This window comes from Streptomyces sp. WAC 04229, from assembly GCF_003947455.1.
Classification (GTDB): Bacteria; Actinomycetota; Actinomycetes; order Streptomycetales; family Streptomycetaceae; genus Streptomyces.
The window spans coordinates 48,074-67,801 of record NZ_QHJH01000013.1; the positions used below are offsets into that span (position 1 = coordinate 48,074).

At 72.1% G+C, this 19,728-nt stretch carries 19 protein-coding genes; 10 read left to right on the top strand and 9 right to left on the bottom strand.

Annotated elements, in window-relative coordinates; all coding sequences use genetic code 11:
• Positions 1-57 precede the first annotated feature (57 nt).
• From DMH12_RS06175 to DMH12_RS06190, 4 genes are all read left to right on the top strand, one after another.
• Entirely contained in the window at positions 58-1,974 is a 1,917-nt protein-coding gene (locus DMH12_RS06175; RefSeq protein WP_125490524.1) for an ABC transporter ATP-binding protein, read from the top strand.
• Positions 1,971-3,752, top strand: a complete 1,782-nt coding sequence (locus DMH12_RS06180; RefSeq protein ID WP_125490525.1) for an ABC transporter ATP-binding protein — start codon at positions 1,971-1,973, stop codon at positions 3,750-3,752. Before DMH12_RS06175 ends, DMH12_RS06180 begins: the two co-directional genes overlap by 4 nt.
• A 486-nt stretch (positions 3,753-4,238) precedes the next feature.
• The gene (locus tag DMH12_RS06185) at positions 4,239-4,709 is read left to right on the top strand and encodes a DUF5709 domain-containing protein (protein WP_122620839.1); all 471 of its coding nucleotides are present in this window, start codon (positions 4,239-4,241) and stop codon (positions 4,707-4,709) included.
• Between the two features lie 63 nt (positions 4,710-4,772).
• Positions 4,773-5,054 carry a type B 50S ribosomal protein L31 gene (locus tag DMH12_RS06190; RefSeq protein ID WP_125490526.1) on the top strand — a complete coding sequence of 94 codons (282 nt, stop codon included), beginning with the start codon at positions 4,773-4,775 and terminating at the stop codon, positions 5,052-5,054.
• A 20-nt stretch (positions 5,055-5,074) separates the two neighbouring features.
• On the opposite strand, the gene DMH12_RS06195 is transcribed toward DMH12_RS06190, so the two are convergent.
• A complete protein-coding gene (locus DMH12_RS06195) occupies positions 5,075-5,869 on the bottom strand; it encodes a metal-dependent hydrolase (RefSeq protein WP_125490527.1) in 795 nt (264 codons plus the stop codon).
• A gap of 145 nt (positions 5,870-6,014) precedes the next feature.
• On the opposite strand from DMH12_RS06195, the gene DMH12_RS06200 reads away from it, so the two are divergent.
• Together DMH12_RS06200 and DMH12_RS06205 are read left to right on the top strand one after the other, a co-directional pair.
• Positions 6,015-8,528, top strand: a complete 2,514-nt coding sequence (locus DMH12_RS06200; RefSeq protein ID WP_185832169.1) for an RNA helicase — start codon at positions 6,015-6,017, stop codon at positions 8,526-8,528.
• A gap of 19 nt (positions 8,529-8,547) precedes the next feature.
• The gene (locus DMH12_RS06205; RefSeq protein WP_125490529.1) at positions 8,548-9,414 is read left to right on the top strand and encodes an acyl-CoA thioesterase II; all 867 of its coding nucleotides are present in this window, start codon (positions 8,548-8,550) and stop codon (positions 9,412-9,414) included.
• A gap of 21 nt (positions 9,415-9,435) precedes the next feature.
• Here DMH12_RS06205 and DMH12_RS06210 read toward each other — a convergent pair whose 3' ends face one another.
• Both DMH12_RS06210 and DMH12_RS06215 read right to left on the bottom strand, forming a co-directional pair.
• Positions 9,436-10,362: a DUF6397 family protein gene (locus tag DMH12_RS06210; protein WP_125490530.1), complete on the bottom strand. Its 927-nt coding sequence runs from the start codon at positions 10,360-10,362 to the stop codon at positions 9,436-9,438.
• 139 nt (positions 10,363-10,501) lie between these two features.
• On the bottom strand, positions 10,502-10,915 hold the full coding sequence (locus tag DMH12_RS06215; RefSeq protein WP_122620844.1) for a roadblock/LC7 domain-containing protein: 414 nt from the start codon (positions 10,913-10,915) through the stop codon (positions 10,502-10,504).
• Between the two features lie 108 nt (positions 10,916-11,023).
• Between DMH12_RS06215 and DMH12_RS06220 the strand changes: the two genes are divergently transcribed.
• A complete protein-coding gene (locus tag DMH12_RS06220; protein WP_122620845.1) occupies positions 11,024-11,452 on the top strand; it encodes a PPOX class F420-dependent oxidoreductase in 429 nt (142 codons plus the stop codon).
• Positions 11,453-11,458: 6 nt separating this feature from the next.
• On the opposite strand, the gene DMH12_RS06225 is transcribed toward DMH12_RS06220, so the two are convergent.
• The 5 genes from DMH12_RS06225 to DMH12_RS06245 all read right to left on the bottom strand — a co-directional run bounded on the left by DMH12_RS06225 (position 11,459) and on the right by DMH12_RS06245 (position 16,445).
• A complete protein-coding gene (locus tag DMH12_RS06225; RefSeq protein ID WP_125490531.1) occupies positions 11,459-12,100 on the bottom strand; it encodes an ATP/GTP-binding protein in 642 nt (213 codons plus the stop codon).
• Between the two features lie 63 nt (positions 12,101-12,163).
• A complete protein-coding gene (locus tag DMH12_RS06230; protein WP_125490532.1) occupies positions 12,164-12,577 on the bottom strand; it encodes a DUF742 domain-containing protein in 414 nt (137 codons plus the stop codon).
• An 18-nt stretch (positions 12,578-12,595) separates the two neighbouring features.
• Complete coding sequence (locus DMH12_RS06235; protein WP_125490533.1) at positions 12,596-13,033, bottom strand: roadblock/LC7 domain-containing protein; 438 nt, start codon at positions 13,031-13,033, stop codon at positions 12,596-12,598.
• On the bottom strand, positions 13,030-15,609 hold the full coding sequence (locus DMH12_RS06240) for a nitrate- and nitrite sensing domain-containing protein (RefSeq protein ID WP_125490534.1): 2,580 nt from the start codon (positions 15,607-15,609) through the stop codon (positions 13,030-13,032). Before DMH12_RS06240 ends, DMH12_RS06235 begins: the two co-directional genes overlap by 4 nt.
• Before the next feature lie 62 nt (positions 15,610-15,671).
• A complete protein-coding gene (locus DMH12_RS06245) occupies positions 15,672-16,445 on the bottom strand; it encodes an MHYT domain-containing protein (protein WP_185832170.1) in 774 nt (257 codons plus the stop codon).
• Positions 16,446-16,597: 152 nt separating this feature from the next.
• Between DMH12_RS06245 and DMH12_RS06250 the strand changes: the two genes are divergently transcribed.
• Positions 16,598-17,197 carry a class I SAM-dependent methyltransferase gene (locus DMH12_RS06250; RefSeq protein ID WP_125490535.1) on the top strand — a complete coding sequence of 200 codons (600 nt, stop codon included), beginning with the start codon at positions 16,598-16,600 and terminating at the stop codon, positions 17,195-17,197.
• A 73-nt stretch (positions 17,198-17,270) separates the two neighbouring features.
• Here the strand turns inward: DMH12_RS06250 and DMH12_RS06255 are convergent, their stop codons facing one another.
• On the bottom strand, positions 17,271-18,131 hold the full coding sequence (locus DMH12_RS06255) for an oxygenase MpaB family protein (protein WP_125490536.1): 861 nt from the start codon (positions 18,129-18,131) through the stop codon (positions 17,271-17,273).
• A 104-nt stretch (positions 18,132-18,235) separates the two neighbouring features.
• Here DMH12_RS06255 and DMH12_RS06260 point away from each other — a divergent pair, with 104 nt between their 5' ends.
• The gene (locus DMH12_RS06260) at positions 18,236-18,556 is read left to right on the top strand and encodes a hypothetical protein (protein WP_185832172.1); all 321 of its coding nucleotides are present in this window, start codon (positions 18,236-18,238) and stop codon (positions 18,554-18,556) included.
• Positions 18,557-18,697: 141 nt separating this feature from the next.
• Complete coding sequence (locus tag DMH12_RS06265) at positions 18,698-19,612, top strand: hypothetical protein (protein ID WP_125490537.1); 915 nt, start codon at positions 18,698-18,700, stop codon at positions 19,610-19,612.
• Positions 19,613-19,728: the final 116 nt, after the last annotated feature.

Consider the following 19,728-nt stretch of genomic DNA (forward strand, 5'->3'; position numbering starts at 1 on the left):
GCAGCCTCTCGATGCCGTGTGGCAACGGCACCCCCTGACACGAGCCACTGGGACGTCATGCAGATCCAAGACCTTCCGTATCCCGACCCGGGTGTGCCGGACGCACGCTCGGGCTCCCGCTTCCTGTGGTGGCTGTTCCGCAACCAGCTGGGCGGCCAACTCAAGTCACTGGCCTGGGGCCTGCTGCACTTCGCCTCCGTCTCCGCCCTGCCCTTCTGCGTCGGGTTCGCCATCCAGGCCGTCGTCGACCGCTCCGGCACCCGGCTCGCCCTCGCGGGCGGCCTCATGGCGCTGTGCTGCGCCGGCAACGCGCTCGGCGACACCTTCCTGCACCGCGCCGCCGTCACCAACTGGATCACCTCGGCGGCCCGAGTCCAGCAACTGCTCGCCCGCAAGGCCGCGCTGCTCGGTTCGGCACTGACCCGGCGCGTTGCGGCCGGCGAGGTCGTGGCCGTGTCCACCGGCGACGTCGAGAAGATCGGCTGGTTCGTGGAGGCCGTCTCCCGCTTCACCGCGGCCGCGCTCACCATCGTGCTGGTCTGCGTCGCGCTGGTCGTCTACCAGCCGGCCCTCGGCGTCGTCGTGATCGTGGGCCTGCCCGTTCTGGCCCTCGCGGTACTTCCACTGCTGCCGCGGGCCACCCGGCGGGCCGACGTCCAACGCGAGAAGGCCGGCCGGGCCACCGAACTCGCCTCCGACACCGTCGCCGGCCTGCGTGTGCTGCGCGGCATCGGCGGCGAGGCCCTCTTCCTCGACCGCTACCGGAGCGCCTCCCAGGAGGTGCGCCACGCGGCCGTGCGCAGCGCGCGCATGTGGTCCCTGATCTCCGCGATCCAGGTGCTGCTGCCGGGCCTGCTGCTGATCGCCGTGGTCTGGCACGGCGTCCACCTGGCCCGGGACGGCCGCATCGGGATCGGCGAACTCGTCACCGTCTACAGCTCCGTCATGCTCCTCACCTACCCCCTGCGGCACTTCGAGGAGATCGCCATGGCGTACTCCTTCTCCAAGCCCTCGGCCAAGCGGGCCGCGCGGGTACTGGCGCTGGAACGGGTTACGGACACCGCGGGGACGCGCACCGCCGAGATCCCGACCGGCGATCTGTACGACCCGGCCACCGGTCTCCTCGCCCTGTCGGGCCGGTTCACCGCCGTGGTGTGCGGCGACCCGGACACGGCCGGACGTCTGGCGGAACGACTCGGCGGACACCCCTCGGAGGCGGGTACGTCGGCCCTGCTGGGCGGGGTGCCGCTCGACGAGCTGCCCCTCGGATCCGCCCGCACGGCCGTCCTGGTGCAGGACAAGGACCCGGTGCTGCTCTCCGGCACCCTCCGCGAACTGCTCGACGTACCCGCCTCCGGCGCGGTGAGCGCCGGGGACGCGCTGGCCGCCGCCCAGTGCGGCGACGTGCTGGCCGCGCTCGCGCAGGGCTCGCTCGATGCGGAAGACCCCATGGACGCTCGCATCACCGAGCGGGGCCGCTCGCTCTCGGGCGGCCAGCGCCAGCGGCTCGCCCTGGCCCGGTCCCTGATCACGGACCCCGAGGCGCTCGTCCTGGACGAACCGACCTCAGCCGTCGACTCGCACACCGAGGCACGGATCGCGGAAGGCGTACGGGAGCTGCGCGCGGGGCGCACCACGGTGGTGTTCACCTCGTCGCCACTGCTGCTGGACCGCGCGGACCGGACCGTGTTCCTGCACGACGGCGAGGTCGCCGCGACCGGCACGCACCGGGACCTGCTGCGCACCGAGCCGCGGTATCGGGCGGTGGTGACCCGCGAGACCGACGAGGAGACGACGGCCCGCACGGACGAGTCCGCGTTCGGGGAGCGCTCGGACATGACCGTGGTCGGCGGCCGCAAGGCCGACGGCCGCACGGCGAAGACCCCGGACGACGACGTCCTGGGCGAGGACGACGTACTGCGCCACGACAGCGACGTACTGCACCGGCTGGAAGAGCTCGAGGAGAAGGCATGATCGGCGTCGCACCACCGTCGTACGACCCTGCGGCCCCCACGACGGCGAACACCCTCCCCGTCGGCGCTCCCGCGACCGTCCGCGCCTACACGGGCGAACTGCTGCGCCGGCACCGCCGGGCCTTTCTGCTCCTCGTCACCGTCAACACCGTCGCCGTGATCGCCTCGATGGCGGGCCCCTACCTGCTGGGCGGGCTCGTGGAACGGGTGTCGGACGGCGCCCGCGAGCTGCATCTCGGTCTCACGGCCACGTTCTTCGTGCTCGCGCTCGCCGTGCAGGCGCTCTTCGTCCGCGAGGTGCGGCTGCGCGGGGCCATGCTCGGCGAACGGATGCTGGCCGATCTGCGCGAGGACTTCCTCGTGCGGTCGGTCGGACTGCCGCCCGGCGTGCTGGAACGGGCCGGTACCGGGGACCTGCTCTCCCGGATCACCACGGACATCGACCGGCTCGCCAACGCCATGCGCGAGGCGGTGCCCCAGCTGGCGATCGGTGCCGTCTGGGTGGTGCTGTTGCTCGGCGGACTGGTGGTCACCGCTCCGCCGCTGGCACCGGTGGTGCTGATCGCGGTGCCGCTTCTGGTGATCGGCTGCCGCTGGTACTTCCGGCGGGCGCCCTCCGCCTACCGGTCCGAGGCCGCCGGGTACGCCGCGGTGGCCGCCGCGCTCGCCGAGACGGTGGACGCCGGACGCACCGTCGAGTCTCACCGTCTGGACGGCCGGCGCATCGACCTGTCGGAGCAGCGGATCAGGGAGTGGACGGCCTGGGAGCGCTACACGCTCTGGCTTCGGTCGGTGCTCTTCCCGGTCATCAACGTCACCCATGTGACCGTGCTCGCCTCCGTCCTGCTGATCGGCGGTGTGTTCGTCCTGCAGGGCTGGATCGGGGTCGGGCAGATGACCACGGCTGCCCTGATCGCGCAGATGCTGGTCGACCCGGTCGGCCTCATCCTGCGCTGGTACGACGAACTCCAGGTGGCCCAGGTATCCCTGGCCCGGCTCGTGGGCGTGCGGGACATCGAACCGGACGCGGGTGACAACGCCCTGTCCCCCGAGGGACGGGACGTGCACGCCGACCGCGTGCACTTCGGCTACGTCGAGGGCGTGGACGTCCTGCGCAAGGTGTCGCTGGAGGTCGCCCCCGGCACGAGGCTCGCCCTGGTCGGGCCCTCGGGCGCCGGCAAGTCCACGCTGGGCAGGCTGCTCGCCGGCATCTACGGTCCGCGTGACGGCCGGATCACCCTGGGTGGCGCCGAACTGTCCCGGATGTCCGCGGAGCGGGTCCGCTCCCACGTCGCCCTCGTCAACCAGGAGCACCACGTCTTCGTGGGCTCCCTGCGCGACAACCTCCGGCTGGCCAGGACCGGCGCCACCGACGCCGAGCTGTGGGCGGCGCTGGGCGCGGTCGACGCGGACGACTGGTCCCGCGCACTCGACGACGGCCTGGACACCGAGGTCGGCTCGGGAGGCTTCGCCCTCACTCCCGCGCAGGCCCAGCAGATCGCCCTGGCCCGGCTGGTGCTGGCCGACCCGCACACCCTGGTGCTGGACGAGGCGACGTCGCTGCTCGACCCGCGGGCCGCGCGTCATCTCGAACGGTCCCTGGCCCGGGTCCTGGACGGTCGCACGGTGATCGCGATCGCCCACCGGCTGCACACCGCCCACGACGCGGACGTCATCGCCGTGGTCGAGAACGGCAGGATCAGCGAGCTGGGCAGCCACGACGAGCTGGTGGCGGCGGACGGCGCCTACGCGGCACTGTGGCGGTCCTGGCACGGGTGAGCCCGCGGCACCCTCCGGGGGTGGGGGCAGATTCGGGATCGGATTCGGATTCGGGTTCGGGTTCGGGTTCGAGTTCGGGTTCGACCGGCCACGGGCATCGCTCCGGCTCGGTCGGCCCCCGGCGGCGCTGGACGGCAGCCCATCGGTGCTGGACGGCAGCCCGTCGGCCCCGGGCCGCTGCCCATAGGCCCGGGACCGCAGCTCACCCGTGCCGGACCAGGCGGCCGCGAACCGGACCGGAGCGGGGGTGCCGGACGGAGCGGCGATGCGGCGAGGAGCGGAGTGGACGGGGCGGGCGGCCACCCGCGCGGGGTCCGTGCCGTTGCGCGGTCCCGAACCGGAGTGGAAGGCTGGGGGTAGGCACCGGCTCGAGGTGAACCCGGGGACCGTGCGGTTCCGCGACGGGCGAAGCCTGTGCCCCGTGCAGCGGCGGTCCGCCGCGGTGCGCGGCGAGAAGGGGCCGGTCCCCACCCCCTGGAGGTACCCGTGAACAGCGCCGACGGATGGGGAGACGACGTCTACCAACCGGACGGATCGGAGCAGCGGGAGGACACCGGGCTGCTCGACAGCGAGGACACGCTCGAGAACGACGGTGTGGGCGATCCCCTCGATCGCGGCTGGTCCCCGCCGGAGCGCCCCTGGGCGGTGGAACACACCGGCGTGACGGCAGCCGAACGCCACGAGGGCGAGACCCTCGACCAGCGGCTCGCCGAGGAGCGGCCCGACGAGCTCGCGCCCGAGGGCGACGGGCTGGGGGACGCCGACGGCACCGACGGAGAACTGCTGGACGGCGAGGTGGGCGCCGACCGTTCCGGAAGGCTCGTGGCACCCGACGAGGGGGCGCACGAGGACGAGGAGCCGGCGCTGGTGGCCCTGGACGTGGGCATCGACGGCGCGGCCGCCTCCGCCGAGGAAGCCGCGATGCACGTCGTCGACGAGGACACGCTGCCCGGCTGACACCCCCAGGGGCGGCACATCCGCGTCGTCCGCTCCATGATCCGCGCGGCACGAGGAGCAGCCATGCAGCAGGGCAAGCATCCCGAGTACCGGCCCGTGGTCTTCCGCGACCGCAGTGCCGGCTACGCCTTCCTGACCCGGTCCACCGCGACCAGCGACCAGACCATCGCGTGGGACGACGGGGAGACCTACCCGGTGGTGGAGGTGGAGATCTCCTCGGAGAGCCACCCCTTCTACACGGGCAAGGCGCGAACCGTGGACTCGGAGGGGCGGGTGGCCCGCTTCGAGCGGCGTTACGGCGGTGAGGGCGGCGACGAGGGACAGGGCGCCGGGGCCTCCGGCTGAGATGGCACTGACCGCCACCCTCAGATGAAGTTGAGCGCCGACGCGCAGCCCACTCCCCCGAGCAGCATGAACGCCGGCATGAGCACCTTCAGCTCCACCCAGCTCCCCGCTCGGAACCGCATCGGCTTCGGCGGCCCGATCGGATACCAGCGCTTCCGGCCCACCGGTATCGGCCAGAGTATGGGGCAGCCCGAGACGGTCAGCGCGTCCCCGATGTCGTGCACCAGCGCGCCGAGGACGACCGGCAGCCCCAGCCACAGGTACTCCTGGCCAGGCGCGGTGAACAGCCAGTCCGCGCCGCCGTCCGGCTTGTCCAGTATCCCGGCGATGATCCACGCACTCGTCCCCGCCAGCAGCCAGACCAGCACATCGCTGCTGGAGCCCCGGGTGGCCCGCCACAGCAGGCCCTCGATGGCAAGCACCATGTGCACGAAGAGGATCGCCAGGAGCGCCCAGCGGCCACCCGTGACGGCCAGCACCGACGTGCCCGCGCCGATCAGGACGGCCCACAGCCAGGTGTGCGTGAGGGTGCGGTGCCCGCCCGAGCGGCGCGGGTCGGCCGGCTTCTTCGTGGCCTTGTAGACGGCGTACGACAGCTTGTCCACGATCTCGCACAGCCCCCGGGAGAGCGGCCCGAAGGCCCGGGAGATGGTGGCCGCCTTGTGGTCGAGGTCCGGGGCCAGCGCCGCTCCCGCACAGATCAGGGCCCCCGCGAGCAGCACCGGCCACGGCATCGGGTGTCCCGCGGCGGCGGCCGCCGCCCCGACGCCGAGCCACGCCGCGGCGCCCGAGAGTGAGTGTGCTGGTCCCATCATCGCCGTTGCCCGCCCCATTCCTCGTGTGCCGCTGTGCAGTTGTCCGGGTCCGCTGATGCCTCGTCGGCGCCCCAGCGTAGCGTTCGTGATCTTCATGCCGACAGCCGATTCCCCCATCGCGACGCGGGGCAGGCAAGATGGGGGCGTGACCCTCATCGATCAGCTGCCGCGGACCGCCGACCCCGATGCCCTGTACGAAGCCTTCGAGGCGTGGGCCCAGGAGCGCGGTCTCACGCTCTACCCCCATCAGGAGGAGGCGCTGATCGAGGTGGTCTCCGGGGCGAACGTGATCGTGTCGACGCCCACCGGCTCCGGCAAGAGCATGATCGCGGCGGGCGCCCACTTCGCGGCTCTGGCGCGGGACGAGGTCACCTTCTACACGGCTCCGATCAAGGCGCTGGTGTCGGAGAAGTTCTTCGAGCTGTGCAAGATCTTCGGTACCGAGAACGTCGGCATGCTGACCGGCGACGCGTCCGTGAACGCGGACGCGCCCGTCATCTGCTGCACCGCCGAGGTCCTGGCGTCGATCGCGCTGCGTGACGGGAAGCACGCGGACATCGGCCAGGTCGTCATGGACGAGTTCCACTTCTACGCGGAGCCGGACCGCGGCTGGGCCTGGCAGATTCCGCTGCTGGAACTGCCACAGGCCCAGTTCGTCCTGATGTCGGCGACCCTCGGTGACGTCTCCTTCTTCGAGAAGGACCTGGCCCGCCGCACCGACCGGCCCACCGCGGTGGTCCGCTCGGCCACCCGCCCGGTGCCGCTCTCCTACGAGTACCGCTACACGCCGCTGACCGAGACGCTCACCGATCTGCTGGCCGCCCGGCAGGCGCCCGTGTACATCGTGCACTTCACGCAGGCGCAGGCCGTGGAGCGGGCGCAGGCGCTGATGAGCATCAACATGTGCACGCGTGAGGAGAAGGAACGGATCGCCGACCTGATCGGCAACTTCCGCTTCACCACGAAGTTCGGCCGCAACCTCTCCCGCTACGTCCGGCACGGCATCGGCGTCCACCACGCCGGCATGCTGCCCAAGTACCGGCGGCTGGTGGAGAAGCTCGCGCAGGCCGGTCTGCTGAAGGTGATCTGCGGGACGGACACCCTGGGCGTGGGCGTCAACGTCCCCATCCGGACGGTGCTGTTCACAGCGCTGACCAAGTACGACGGCACCCGGGTGCGCACGCTGCGGGCCCGGGAGTTCCACCAGATCGCGGGTCGGGCGGGCCGGGCCGGGTTCGACACGGAGGGTTTCGTCGTCGCCCAGGCGCCGGAGCACGTCGTCGAGAACGAGAAGGCACTCGCCAAGGCCGGTGAGGACCCGAAGAAGCGGCGGAAGGTCGTCCGTAAGAAGGCTCCCGAGGGCTTCGTGGCCTGGTCGGAGAGCACGTTCGACAAGCTCATCGGTTCCGATCCGGAGCCGCTGACGTCCCGGTTCCGGGTGACGCACACCATGCTGCTGTCGGTGATCGCCCGCCCGGGCGACGCCTTCGCCGCGATGCGGCACCTGCTGGAGGACAACCACGAGCCGCGCAAGCAGCAGCTGAGGCACATCCGGCGGGCCATCGCCATCTACCGCTCGCTGCTGGACGGCGGCATCGTCGAGAAGCTCGACCGGCCGGACGCCGAGGGGCGCGACGTCCGCCTCACCGTGGACCTCCAGCAGGACTTCGCGCTGAACCAGCCGCTGTCCACGTTCGCCCTGGCGGCCTTCGAGCTGCTGGACCCGGAATCGCCGTCGTACGCGCTGGACATGGTGTCCGTCGTGGAGTCCACGTTGGACGACCCGCGGCAGATCCTCGCCGCCCAGCAGAACAAGGCGCGCGGTGAGGCCGTGGCCGCGATGAAGGCCGACGGTGTCGAGTACGAGGAGCGCATGGAGCGCCTCCAGGACATCACGTACCCGAAGCCGCTGGAGGAGCTGCTCTTCCACGCCTACGACACGTACCGCAGGAGCCACCCCTGGGTCGGTGACCATCCGCTGTCGCCCAAGTCGGTCATCCGCGACATGTACGAGCGGGCGCTGACGTTCACGGAGCTGGTCTCCCACTACGAACTGGCCCGGACCGAGGGCATCGTGCTGCGCTACCTGGCGAGCGCCTACAAGGCCCTCGACCACACCGTCCCGGACGACCTGAAGTCCGAGGACCTTCAGGACCTGATCGAGTGGCTCGGCGAGATGGTGCGCCAGGTCGACTCCAGCCTGCTGGACGAGTGGGAACAACTCGCCAACCCGGAGGAGATGACCGCCGAGGAGGCACAGGAGAAGGCCGATCAGGTGCGGCCGGTCACCGCCAATGCGCGGGCCTTCCGGGTCCTGGTCCGCAACGCCATGTTCCGCCGGGTCGAACTCGCCGCCCTCGACCACGTCGACGAGCTGGGCGAGATGGACGCGGAGGCGGGCTGGGACGCGGACGCGTGGGGCGAGGCGATGGACAAGTACTGGGACGAGTACGACGACCTCGGCACCGGCCCCGACGCCCGCGGCCCGAAGCTGCTGGTGATCGAGGAGGAGCCGCAGAACGGTCTGTGGCGCGTGCGGCAGATCTTCGACGACCCGAATGACGACCACGACTGGGGCATCAGCGCTCAGGTCGACCTCACGGCCTCCGACGCGGAGGGCCGGGCTGTCGTCCGCGTCACCGATGTCGGCCAGCTGTGAGCACAGGAGAAACCCACCCATGACAAATCCGGCCGAGAGCCTCGTCGCCCTGCTCGATCTGGAGCAGATCGAGGTCAACATCTTCCGTGGCCGCAGCCCAGAGGAGTCGCTGCAGCGGGTCTTCGGCGGACAGGTGGCCGGCCAGGCGCTGGTCGCCGCCGGCCGCACCACCGAGGGCGACCGCCCGGTGCACTCGCTGCACGCGTACTTCCTGCGGCCCGGACGTCCGGGCGTGCCGATCGTGTACCAGGTCGAACGCGACAGGGACGGCCGGTCCTTCACGACCCGGCGGGTCACCGCCGTACAGCAGGGCCGCACGATCTTCACGCTCACCGCCTCCTTTCACAAGCCTGAACAGGGGAGTTTCGAGCACCAGCTGCCGCCGGCCCGCGAGGTCCCGCACCCGGAGTCGCTGCCGACGGTGGCCGACGAGGTGCGGGAGCACTTGGGCGAGCTGCCCGAGCAGTTGGAGCGGATGGCCCGCCGTCAGCCCTTCGACATCCGCTACGTCGACCGGCTGCGGTGGAGCGCCGAGGAGGTCAAGGACGCCGAGCCGCGCAGTGCGGTGTGGATGCGGGCGGTCGGGCCGCTCGGCGACGACCCGCTCGTGCACACCTGCGCACTGACCTACGCCAGCGACATGACCCTGCTGGACGCCGTGCGCATCCCGGTGGAACCGCTGTGGGGCCCCAGGGGCTTCGACATGGCGTCGCTGGACCACGCCATGTGGTTCCACCGGCCGTTCCGCGCGGACGAGTGGTTCCTGTACGACCAGGAGTCGCCGATCGCGACCGGCGGACGGGGCCTGGCGCGCGGGCGGATCTACGACACCGAGGGACGCATGCTGGTGTCCGTCGTCCAGGAAGGGCTCTTCCGGGCCCTCTAGGTCACCGGGCGAGCCATGGGCTCAGGCGTCTTCTCTGCGCCACAGCCTGCCCAGCAGATCGCGCAGCCTCCTGGGCTCCTCGGTGTCGTCCGGCGTGGACTCCGGCCCCGGCGGGACGGGAGCGGCGCGAAGGGCCGGTCCGGGCGCGGGGCGCTGCTCGCGGGCGGATGCCACCGCGTCCGCCAGGTCCGCGCGCAACCAGTCGGTCTCGTCCGGGTCCGCCGCCGTCATGATCTCCTCGGCGATCTGTGCGGCAGGGGAACCGGGCGAGCCGTGGACCGGCCGCACGGGGTGGAACCGGCGCAGGTACGAACGCTCGTAGGGATCCCTGACGACCTCGGTGACCTCGACCGCCCCGAGCAGCGACGCCACGGCCGCCGCCCGGGCCCACGGGTCGTCGGCCTGGCGAAGCAGGAATCCCAGGTGCCGCCCCCTCCAGTTGCGGGGGCGCAGGTCCAGCCCCTCCCCCAGCTGCCCCCGCAGTCCCTCGGGCGTGCGGCCCTTGATCAGTGGGGCGTTCCGCGCGTCGCCGGCGAACTGCCGCAGCTCGTCGGCGAGGTACAGCCAGACGACGGCTCGATACCGGTTGACGTAGAACTTCACGGGAACCAGTAGCCCCAGCCGTGCGAGGCGGGTGAACCGGGCCTTGGTCACGTCCATGAGGGCCGCGCCCTCCGTGGTCCCCACGGTCCGGACGCCCGCCCGCAAGGTCTCGGGGAAGCCCTCGGCCGCCCGGATCCGCTCGATCTCGTCGCGGGTGACGCGCCGGCCACCCCCTGGATCGTCGGGCACGGTGCGGATGCGGCCGAGGTGGACGGCGAGGTCGAACTCGCTGCGTTTGAGGCCCAGTACTCGTGCCGCGCGCCCCGGTGCGAGAGGGGCGTCCCCCATACTGCCGGTCTGCTCGGTGGCCGCTGAGAATTCTCGCGTGACGGTGTTGCCGGACATGCTCGTCTCCCCCGTGGAGTGTTCGGCCGGCACCGTGCGTGCCCGCCTGACACGAAAAACCGTAGCCGCTGCGACGGCATCCGCGTCCGGCCTGTGGAAAACTCTGCCGCCCACCCCAAGACGACATTGAATGTGCAGGTCAGAGGTCTGTGGGCGATATTCGTCCCGGCTGCCGTGCGTCGACGTCGAGGTGCTCGCCGACCCGGTTCACGAGCAGCGTCATCTCGTACGCGATCTGCCCGATGTCGACCTCGGCCCCGCTGAGCACGCACAGGCAACTCCCCGAGCCCGCCGCCGTCACGAACAGCACGGCGTCGTCGAACTCGACCATCGTCTGCCGTACCTGGCCGGCACCGAAGTGCCGGCCCGAGCCCTTGGCCAGGCTGTGCAGCCCGGACGAGACGGCCGCGAGGTGTTCGGCGTCCTCGCGTCGCAGTCCCGTACTGGCTCCGGTCACCAGGCCGTCGTTGGACAGGACCAGCGCGTGCCGGACGTGCTCGACTCGCGCGGTCAGGTCGTCCAGCAGCCAGCCGAGTCCCTGGTTCTGCACCATTGATCCGAACTCCCCGTGTCGTCCCCGTATGCCTTGCCACCCCCTGGCCGGGGGATCTGTCCGCCAGCCTTCCCCACGCCCGTGCTCCGGGCAAGGAGGATGGGGTGCATGGCACAGAAGATGACCGATGAGGAATGGCGGGCGTTCGTCTCGGACGGCACCCGCACCGGCAAGCTCTCGACCGTCCGGGCGGACGGCAGTCCGCACGTGGCGCCGATCTGGTTCCTGCTGGACGGGGACGACATCGTGTTCAACACCGGCAAGGACACGGTGAAGGGGCGCAATCTGGCCCGCGACGGCCGGATCGCCCTGTGCGTGGACGACGACCGGCCGCCGTTCCACTTCGTGGTGCTGCAGGGACGTGCCCGGCTCTCGGAGGATCTCGACGAACTCCGGCACTGGGCCGGCCGCATCGGGGCGCGGTACATGGGTGAGGAACGCGCCGAGGAGTTCGGGGCGCGCAACGGCGTCCCGGGCGAACTCCTCGTCCGTGTCGCCGTGGACAAGGTCCTCGCCCAGAAGTCCGTCGCGGACTGAGGCACGTCAGCGCACGGAGTCGAGCAGCCGGGCGGTGTGCATCCGCCCGGCGTACTCGACGAGCCGGATCAGGACCTCCTTGCCCGAGTCGCGGTCCCGGGCGTCGCACAGCACCACGGGTGTTCCGGAGTCCAGGTCGAGGGCGCGCAGTACGTCCTGTGCCTCGTGCCGGCGTGCTCCGGTGAAGCAGTTGACCGCCACCACGAACGGGATGTGCCGGTGCTCGAAGTAGTCGACCGCCGGGAAGCAGTCCGCCAGCCTCCGGGTGTCCGCGAGGACGACGGCTCCGAGCGCGCCCTGCGACAACTCGTCCCAGAGGAACCAGAAGCGGTCCTGCCCCGGTGTGCCGAAGAGGTAGAGGGAGAGGCCGGAGCGGATGGTGATCCGCCCGAAGTCCATCGCGACGGTGGTGGTGACCTTGCGGTCGATGCCGCCGGTGTCGTCCACCAACCGACCGGCCTCGCTGAGCAGTTCTTCCGTGCGCAGCGGCCTGATCTCGCTGACCGCGCCCACCAGGGTGGTCTTGCCCACGCCGAACCCTCCGGCAACGAGGATCTTCAGCGCCAGCGCGGCCGACTCGCCGTCCGTGGCATCGGGGTGTGCGGTGTGTCGGGCATGGTCGGCGTGTTCGGCGTGTTCGGAGACCATTGATCACTTCTCTCGGTCCGGGTGGTCGTACGCGTGCGTGCCGGTCATGGTCTTCGGCCTTCTCTAAAGTGCGCGCAGTCCGTCGATCACTTCGCGCAGAATCCGTTCGTCGGGCAACTGGGCAGGCGGCACCGGACGGCTGACGGTCACGCAGCCCAGTTCCACCAGGTCCCCGAGGAGCACCCTGACGACTCCCACCGGGAGATCGGCGTCCGCCGCGAGTTCGGCGACCGACTGGGTCTCGGTGCGGCACAGCTCGATCAGGGTCCGGTGTTCCGGTCCGAGCACGGTGACGTCGCTGCCCGGCGCGCCCGGGACCCGCGTCACGAGGGCGATGAGGTCGAACCGCACGCCGGTGGGTCCGGGACGGGTGCGCCCGCCGGTCATCGCGTAGGGGCGGACCAGGGGCCCCGCCTCGCTGTCGTACCACTGGCTGCCCGGCCGTTCCCGGCCGCCGTCCGTGCTCTGGTCGGTCATCCGTGCGGCCCTTCCGGGTCATCCGCCGAAAGGTGGCCGTGCGGCGGCGCGCGGCGCGGTGTGGAGGTGCTCGCCGACGCGTCTGACCAGCCGGGCCATCTCGTAGGCCACGAGGCCGATGTCGGCGCTCACGGCGGTGAGGACGGCCAGGCAGGAGCCGTCGCCCGCGGCGGCCACGAACAGGAAGCCGTCGTCCATCTCGACCATGGTCTGGCGCACGCCCCCGGCGCCGAAGTGCCGGCCCGCGCCCTTGGCCAGGCTGTGGAAACCGGAGGCGACCGCGGCCAGGTGTTCGGCGTCCTCCCTCCCGAGGCCGGCCGACGCGCCCACGGCGAGCCCGTCGTTCGAGAGCACGACGGCATGCCGTACTTCGTGTACGCAGCCGACGAGGTCGTCCAGCAGCCAGTCGAGTCCGCGGGTCCGCCGGGCGGTCCCCGTGCCGGGGTCGTGGATCATGCGAGGTCTCCTTCGCTGCTGTGGCCGGCCCGCGGGGCCGGCTGCTCCGCGTGGCCGGGCCGGCGTCCACCGCCGCGCGTCCAGCCGTCGCGGTAGGCGGTCATGCGGTCCCGCACCGCTTCGGGCGTGCGCTCTTCGTCGCCGTGTGCCTGGGGCGGCCGAGCGGGTTCCGCGGGGCGCCCGTCCCGCAGTTGGGGCGCGAGGCTGGCCTGGCGTACCCGCCGGGGCAGGTTGTCGGACTCCTCGGCCGGGCCCGGAGTACCGTCTCCGTCTCCGTCTCCGACGCCGTCGGCGGAGTCGTCAGGGACGTCGGGGGATCGGTGCAGTCGCAAGGCGGGGGCTCCTGGGGGCCGGTTCGGCGCCGTCGTCTCCGCAGTCACTGGTGCGGCGGTCGTCAGTGCCGGGCGGCCGGACGGTGCGGGCACGGTCTCCCGGTGTGCGGCGGCGTGCGGCACGCGCGCGTACAGGCGCTCCGTGGGTGGGGCCGCCTCGTGTGCCGCCCCTGGGGAGCGTTCCGCGGCTTTGCCGTGCACGAGCGCGGTGGGTAACAGGACGACGGCGGTGGTACCGCCGTAGGGAGAGGTCTTGAGGTGGACCTTGATGTTCTGCCGGGCGGCGAGACGGCTGACGACGAACAGGCCGAGCCGGTCGCTGTCGAACAGGTCGAGTGCCTCGGAGCGGGCGATGCGGTGGTTGGCCTCGGCGAGACTGTCCTTGCTCATGCCGAGGCCGCGGTCCTCGACCTCGATCGCGTATCCGTTGCCGACGGGTTCTCCGGTGACGCGCACGCGCGTGTGGGGTGGGGAGAACTGCGCGGCGTTCTCGATGATCTCGGCCAAGAGGTGCGTGAGGTCGGCGACGGCCGCGCCGACGACGGATGCCTCGGGAAGCTGTCGTACCTCCACACGCGCGTAGTCCTCCACTTCGGAGACGGCCGCACGGACCACGTCGGTGAGGGAGACCGGCATGCGCCAGGCCCGTCCGGGCGCCGCGCCGGAGAGGATGATCAGGCTCTCGGCGTGTCGCCGCATGCGGGTGGTGAGGTGGTCGAGGCGGAACAGGTCGCTCAGTTCGTCCGGGTCGTCGGAGCGGCGTTCCATGCTGTCCAGGAGGCTCAGTTGGCGGTGGACGAGGACCTGGCTGCGGCGGGCGAGGTTCACGAAGACGCCGGATATGCCGCTGGCGAGTTCGGCGCGTTCCACCGCGGCCCGCAGCGCAGCCCGGTGCACGGTGCCCAGGGCTTCGGCGACCTGGCCGGCCTCGTCCTCGGCAGCCGGTTCGGGTGGCGCCTCGGACGGGATGTCGATCTCCTCCCCCGCACGCAGTCTGCGCATGGCTTCCGGGAGCTTGTGCCGGGCGATCTCCAGGGCGCTGTTGCGCAGGCTCACCAGCTCGACCACGAGGCCGCGGCCGATGCGGACGGAGATGACGAGCGAGGCGACGACGGCGAGAAGTCCGAGGAGGACCGCGGCCCCGGCCGGGGTGAGCGCACCGCGGGTGAACGGGTCGGCCCGGTCGGCAACTCCGCGCGCGGCGTCCCGCTCGATCGTCCGCATGCCGTCCCGCACGCGCGCGTGGGCTTCGTCCCAGGCGGCGAGGGGTGCTGCCGCCTCGACCGGGCGGTCCTGCGCCGAGGGGTCCAGCAAGGCGTCCTCTGCCTTCCCCACGGTCGTATGGGCGGCGTCTCGGGCGAGGTCCTGCCAGGCCGCGCGTTCCGAGCCGCGCAGGTCGGTCGCAGCGGACTCGGTGAGGCTCCGTCGCGTGTCGACGGCGCCGGTGAACAGCCGCAGCCGCTCGCCGTCGAGGCGGCCCGCGAGACGGGCGGCGGCGAGCAGGGCGTTCTCCTGGGCAAGCGCCTCGCCCGCGCGGGCGAACTCGACCAGCACGCGCGCGTCGGAGCCCAGATCCGCGTCCTGGATTCCGCTCAGCGCGCCGCCCACCCGGAAGGCGGCCGAGATGGCCGTCGTGTACCGGCGGTAGGTGTTCTCCCAGTCGGTGCGGCGGTCCAGGACGGCGGTGCGCAGTGGTCCCAGACGTTCGGCGCCGGTCACGAACGCGTCGAGCCGCCGTGCCACTCCGGCGGGCAGTTCCTCGCCGTCGGCGACCGTGTGGCGGTCGCCGAGCCGCAGCTTCGCCACGGCGCGGTCGGTGCGCTCGGACACTTCCCGGTAGTCGGCGTCCGGCACCGCCGACGGATCGGTGGCGTGACGCACGGCCGCGAGGCGCTCGGCCTGCAGGGCGGCCACGGCCGCGTCGACGGGGGCTCGGACGCCGGCGTCCACGCGCTGCACCTGCCGCAGTCGGGAGATGTCCTGGGCGGTGGTGACGGTGGCGTACGCCCACAGGGCCAGCAGGGAGACGACGGGCACCATCAGCAGGCAGACGATCCTGGCGCGCACGGTGCGGGGCTGGACGCGCCCGCGCCACGCGCGCGTGGCGGCCGATTCGGGTGCCTCGCCCGTGGGCTCCGCCGGGCCCTCGTCGGCAGGTGGTCCGGCGTGCGCGCGACGTCCGCGCGCGGGTCGCCGGGACGGCGTGTCGGCACCGTTTGCGGGGGTCGTACGAGGTGTACGCATGGCCTCCTCGCTCGGGACGGGGGTCGGGGCGTGGTCGCCGGGCCGTTGGCGCGGGTCCGCCGTCACCGGGCGGTGCTGCCGACGGGGCGGCGGGCAGCGGCGGACGCGTCGCGTTCCCCCGCCGTCGGTGACAGCGCGACGAAGGCCGAGGTCAGAAAGAGGTAGGACCCGAGGCCGACGGCGAGGGGGAAGATGAACTGCATCGCCGTGGCCCCGGGGAGCGTCTCGCCCGAGGGCGTGACCCGCACGCTCACCGCGAACATGCCGGTGTAGTGCATGCTGCTCACCGCCGCCCCCATGATCAGTGAGGCGACGGTGACCGCGAGGGGCGACCTGATGTTGAGCGCGGCCCAGAGTGCCGCGGTGGCCGCGGCGACGGCGATGAGGACGGAGAGTGCGACGCGTACCGGGTCGTAGCTCACGGCCCCGTGCAGGCGCACGGCCGCCATGCCCAGATAGTGCATGCTCGCGACGCCGATCCCCGTGGTGAGTCCGCCGAGCAGGAGTGCCCGCGCGCGGTCGCGGCCGTAGCCGATCGCGAAGACGCCGGCGCAGACGACGAGCATCGCGACGAGCAGGCTGGCGAGGGTGAGCGGTACGTCGTAGCGGATGTCGGTGCCGCTGGCCCGGAAGCCGAGCATGGCGACGAAGTGCATCGTCCAGATGCCCGTGCCGATGGCCGAGGCCGCGGTCAGCAGCCAGTTGCGGCGCGAGCGCCCGGTGGTGGCGAGGGCGCGCACGGTGCAGCGCAGTCCGAGGGCCGCGCCGGTGCAGGCCATCGCGTACGACAGCACCGGGGTCAGCCAGCCGAGGGCAGCGTGGTCCAGGTGTCCCATGACCCCGGGACGCTAGTACCGGGCAGGGCGCACAACGGGGGCGCATTTCGAAAGGTGTTGCTATCTGACACAGAGAAGCGCTGGAACGATCGCGTCACGCTCGAACGTGTGCGCCTCGGCATCCCTCGCACGTTTGGGGAATCATGCGGACCATGAGCGACGACCACACGCACGTCCAAGAGTTCTTCGGCGCACGCGCGGCCGGCTGGGACAGCCGCTTCCCCGACGACGGGCCCGCCTACTCGGCTGCGGTGGCCCAGTTGGGGTTGCGCGAGGGTGACCGGGTGCTCGACGCGGGCTGCGGCACCGGACGTGCCCTGCCGCCACTGCGGGCGGCCGTGGGGCCGTCGGGGCTGGTCCTCGGGGCCGATCTGACACCGGCCATGCTCCAGGCCGCCGTACGGGCCGGTAGGGACCGTGACGGACGGTTGCTGCTGGCCGATGTCGCCGCGCTGCCGTTGCGCGCGCGGTCGCTCGACGCCGTGTTCGCGGCGGGCCTCATCGCGCACCTCCCCGAGCCCGGCGTGAACCTGCGGGAACTGGCGCGCGTCGTGCGTCCCGGCGGTGCGCTGGCCCTGTTCCACCCGATCGGCCGGGCGGCGCTCGCGGCACGGCAGGGGCGGCGGATCACACCGGACGATCTGCGCGCGGAGGCAAACCTGCAACCGCTGCTGGCCGGTTCGGGGTGGCGCATGACGTCGTACGTCGACGAGGACGACCGCTTCCTGGCCCTGGCCGTGCGCGAGAGCTGACGGACACCGCGCCCGCCCGCGGCTTCCGGAGCCCCCCCGGACCGGCCTCGGCTCACCGCGCGGGACGATCGGCTCACTCGGCTGACGACGTGTCGATGTGGGGGACCGGGCAGCCCCGCACGCCGGGGACCGGGCGGGTGCCCAGCTCGGACAGCCGGTAGCCCTTCGGGTAGCCCTTGATCTCCCGGTTCTGCCGGGCGTGGTGGGGAGCGCTCCTCGGTGGCATCAGCCGGACGGCGCGCCCGCGCAGCCGCACCGCGAGGCGCACGATCGCACGTGTGGTGGGGCTCGGCGGGGTGTACCGGAAGGCCCGCAGCAGGGGCTCGTCGAGCAGGGAGAGTGTCCCCGCGCGCAGGAGGGGCGCGAGGGGGCGTGGGTACCAGGAGGCCATGAGGTCGAGGGTGGCGTCGGAGACCCTGCGGGCGCTCTCGTCCCAGGCGAAGTGGGCTGCCTCGTAGGTGTCGAGGCAGTCCTCGAACTCCTCGTAGGAACCGGGGATGTCCTGGATCCCCATGTGCCGTCCCAGCGTGCGGTAGTGGACGGCGGAGGCGACGGTCTCGTGCCGCGACATCCTGCGCCACGCGTAGGCGTCGATCCAGCGCTTCGGGGTCACGACGAACGTGCACAGGACATACCGCATGTCGTCGTTGGCGATGTCGTAGCTGCGGTGCATCCGGTTGATGCGACGGATGGCGGTGCGGCCCTGCTCGCTGCCGAAACCGTGCTCGACGACGGCGTCGAGCAGCAGTGCCGTGTCGTCGTACCGCTTCTGCGGCCGGTCGGTGAACTCCGCCGTCTCGGCCAGCAGTCGGCCGATGCTCGGCACGGCGTAGGTGCGGAAGAGGGCCAGTTCCAGGGCACGGCTGAAGTCCCAGGGGAACTCGTAGGCCGAGGACAGCCGGTAGATCTCGGAGGCGTCCTCGTGGGGATCCATGCGCCGGATCTCCGCCAGCCGTTGGAAGCGCTTCACCGTGGCCGTACCCTTCTGCCGCCGAGGCTTCAACTCTACGTTGAGTAGCAGGATATGCACGATCGGCCATGGTGATCGGGAGGGTGGTCCGCTTGTTCCGCAGGATCCTCGATGCTTGGGACAGATCTCGCGCCGCCCGGCGCACGGAGGGCAAGGCGGGAGGGAGCCCCAGGACGCACAATCTGTTCGAGGCCGCGGCCGCGTACGTCTCCGCGTGTGCGGACGACGATCAGGACCGGATCGACGAAGCGGCGGGCTGGGTGTCCCCGGAGGCCCTGTCGTTCGGGGTGAACGAGCTGGCGTGCCGGGCCGTGGCCACGCTCGCGCGGGAGCGCGACCAGTCGCCGCGAGACGTCGCCCGCGCGCTCCTGGGGCTGCCCGCGACCTGACCGTCGGATCCCCGCGGCGCGTGGTCGATTCGCCCCCGTCCAGCCGGAAAACTGCAGCTCGGGTGCGTCTGGGAGTCGTGACAAGGCATTCCCGGGCGCACTAGGGTGCGCGCCATTGGACGAACCGATGGGGAGGCTGGGATGGCCGGGACGGATGAGGACGCCGTCGCCGCCGCGGACGACGCGCTCTATGTGCTCACGGCGGTGCTGCTGACGCCGGCGAAGTTTCCGAGTGTGCTGGGCGACGACTACCCGGAGGCGTGCGCCGCGCTCGGTCTCCCGCCACTGGCCGACGGCTACGGACTGGTGCTCGGCCAGGACGGTGACGGTGCCCGGTGGACCGTCGTCGTCGACGACGTGTCGCTGGTGGCCGTGGCCGTGGCCTCCTGGGACTGCGGCATGGAGTACGACCTGTCGCCGGACGAGCGCACGGTCGTCGCGGCGCTGCCCGGCTGGCCCCTGGCGGTCGCCGTGGCGGCACCCGGTGTACCCGCGCCGCACGATCCCGGGCCCGAGTCCGCCGGCCAGCCCGCGCTGTGTCCGCCGGACACCACGGTGTGGGGGCCCGCCCAGCGGCGTCTGGGGGCCGACGAGATCGCCCTGCAGTGGGCGCAGTGGCGGGAGCAGATCGACGACGCGGAGTTCCCGGCGGCGGGTGGTGCCGGCGCCTCGCCCGACACGCCTTCCGGCGACGTGGAGGCCGACGCGATTACCGGGGAGGGCACGCGCGACGAAGCGCCGGTCTCGACCGGCGTCGCGGGCGGCGAGGACGACGCGGCGTCCTCTGGGCACGGCGGGGTCCGGCGGGTGCTCGCGGAGGCTCGCTCCTACGTCGACACTCCCCCACCGCTCGGCCGGGTCCGGTCGTCGTTCGCACCGGGGGACGCGCGGACGCTGCGGGCCGACGGCCCCGGTTGGTCGCTCGTCGCCCGGACCGACGACATCGCCTTCATCCTGCTCGACGAGGAGCCCGGCGAGGTCCTGCCGGTGGGCCGGGGGCCGTCTCTGCCCGGCCTCCTGGAGGCCCTCGACAAGATGGCCGTACGTCCGAGCTGACCAGGGGCACAGAGGCCCCGCCTGTCTTCAACCTCCATGATCGGCCTCCTCTCCATGTGGCTCCAGCCCATGGAAGGGGTCGTGGCGGGCCCGCACCATGGGCACCCCTCGACCTC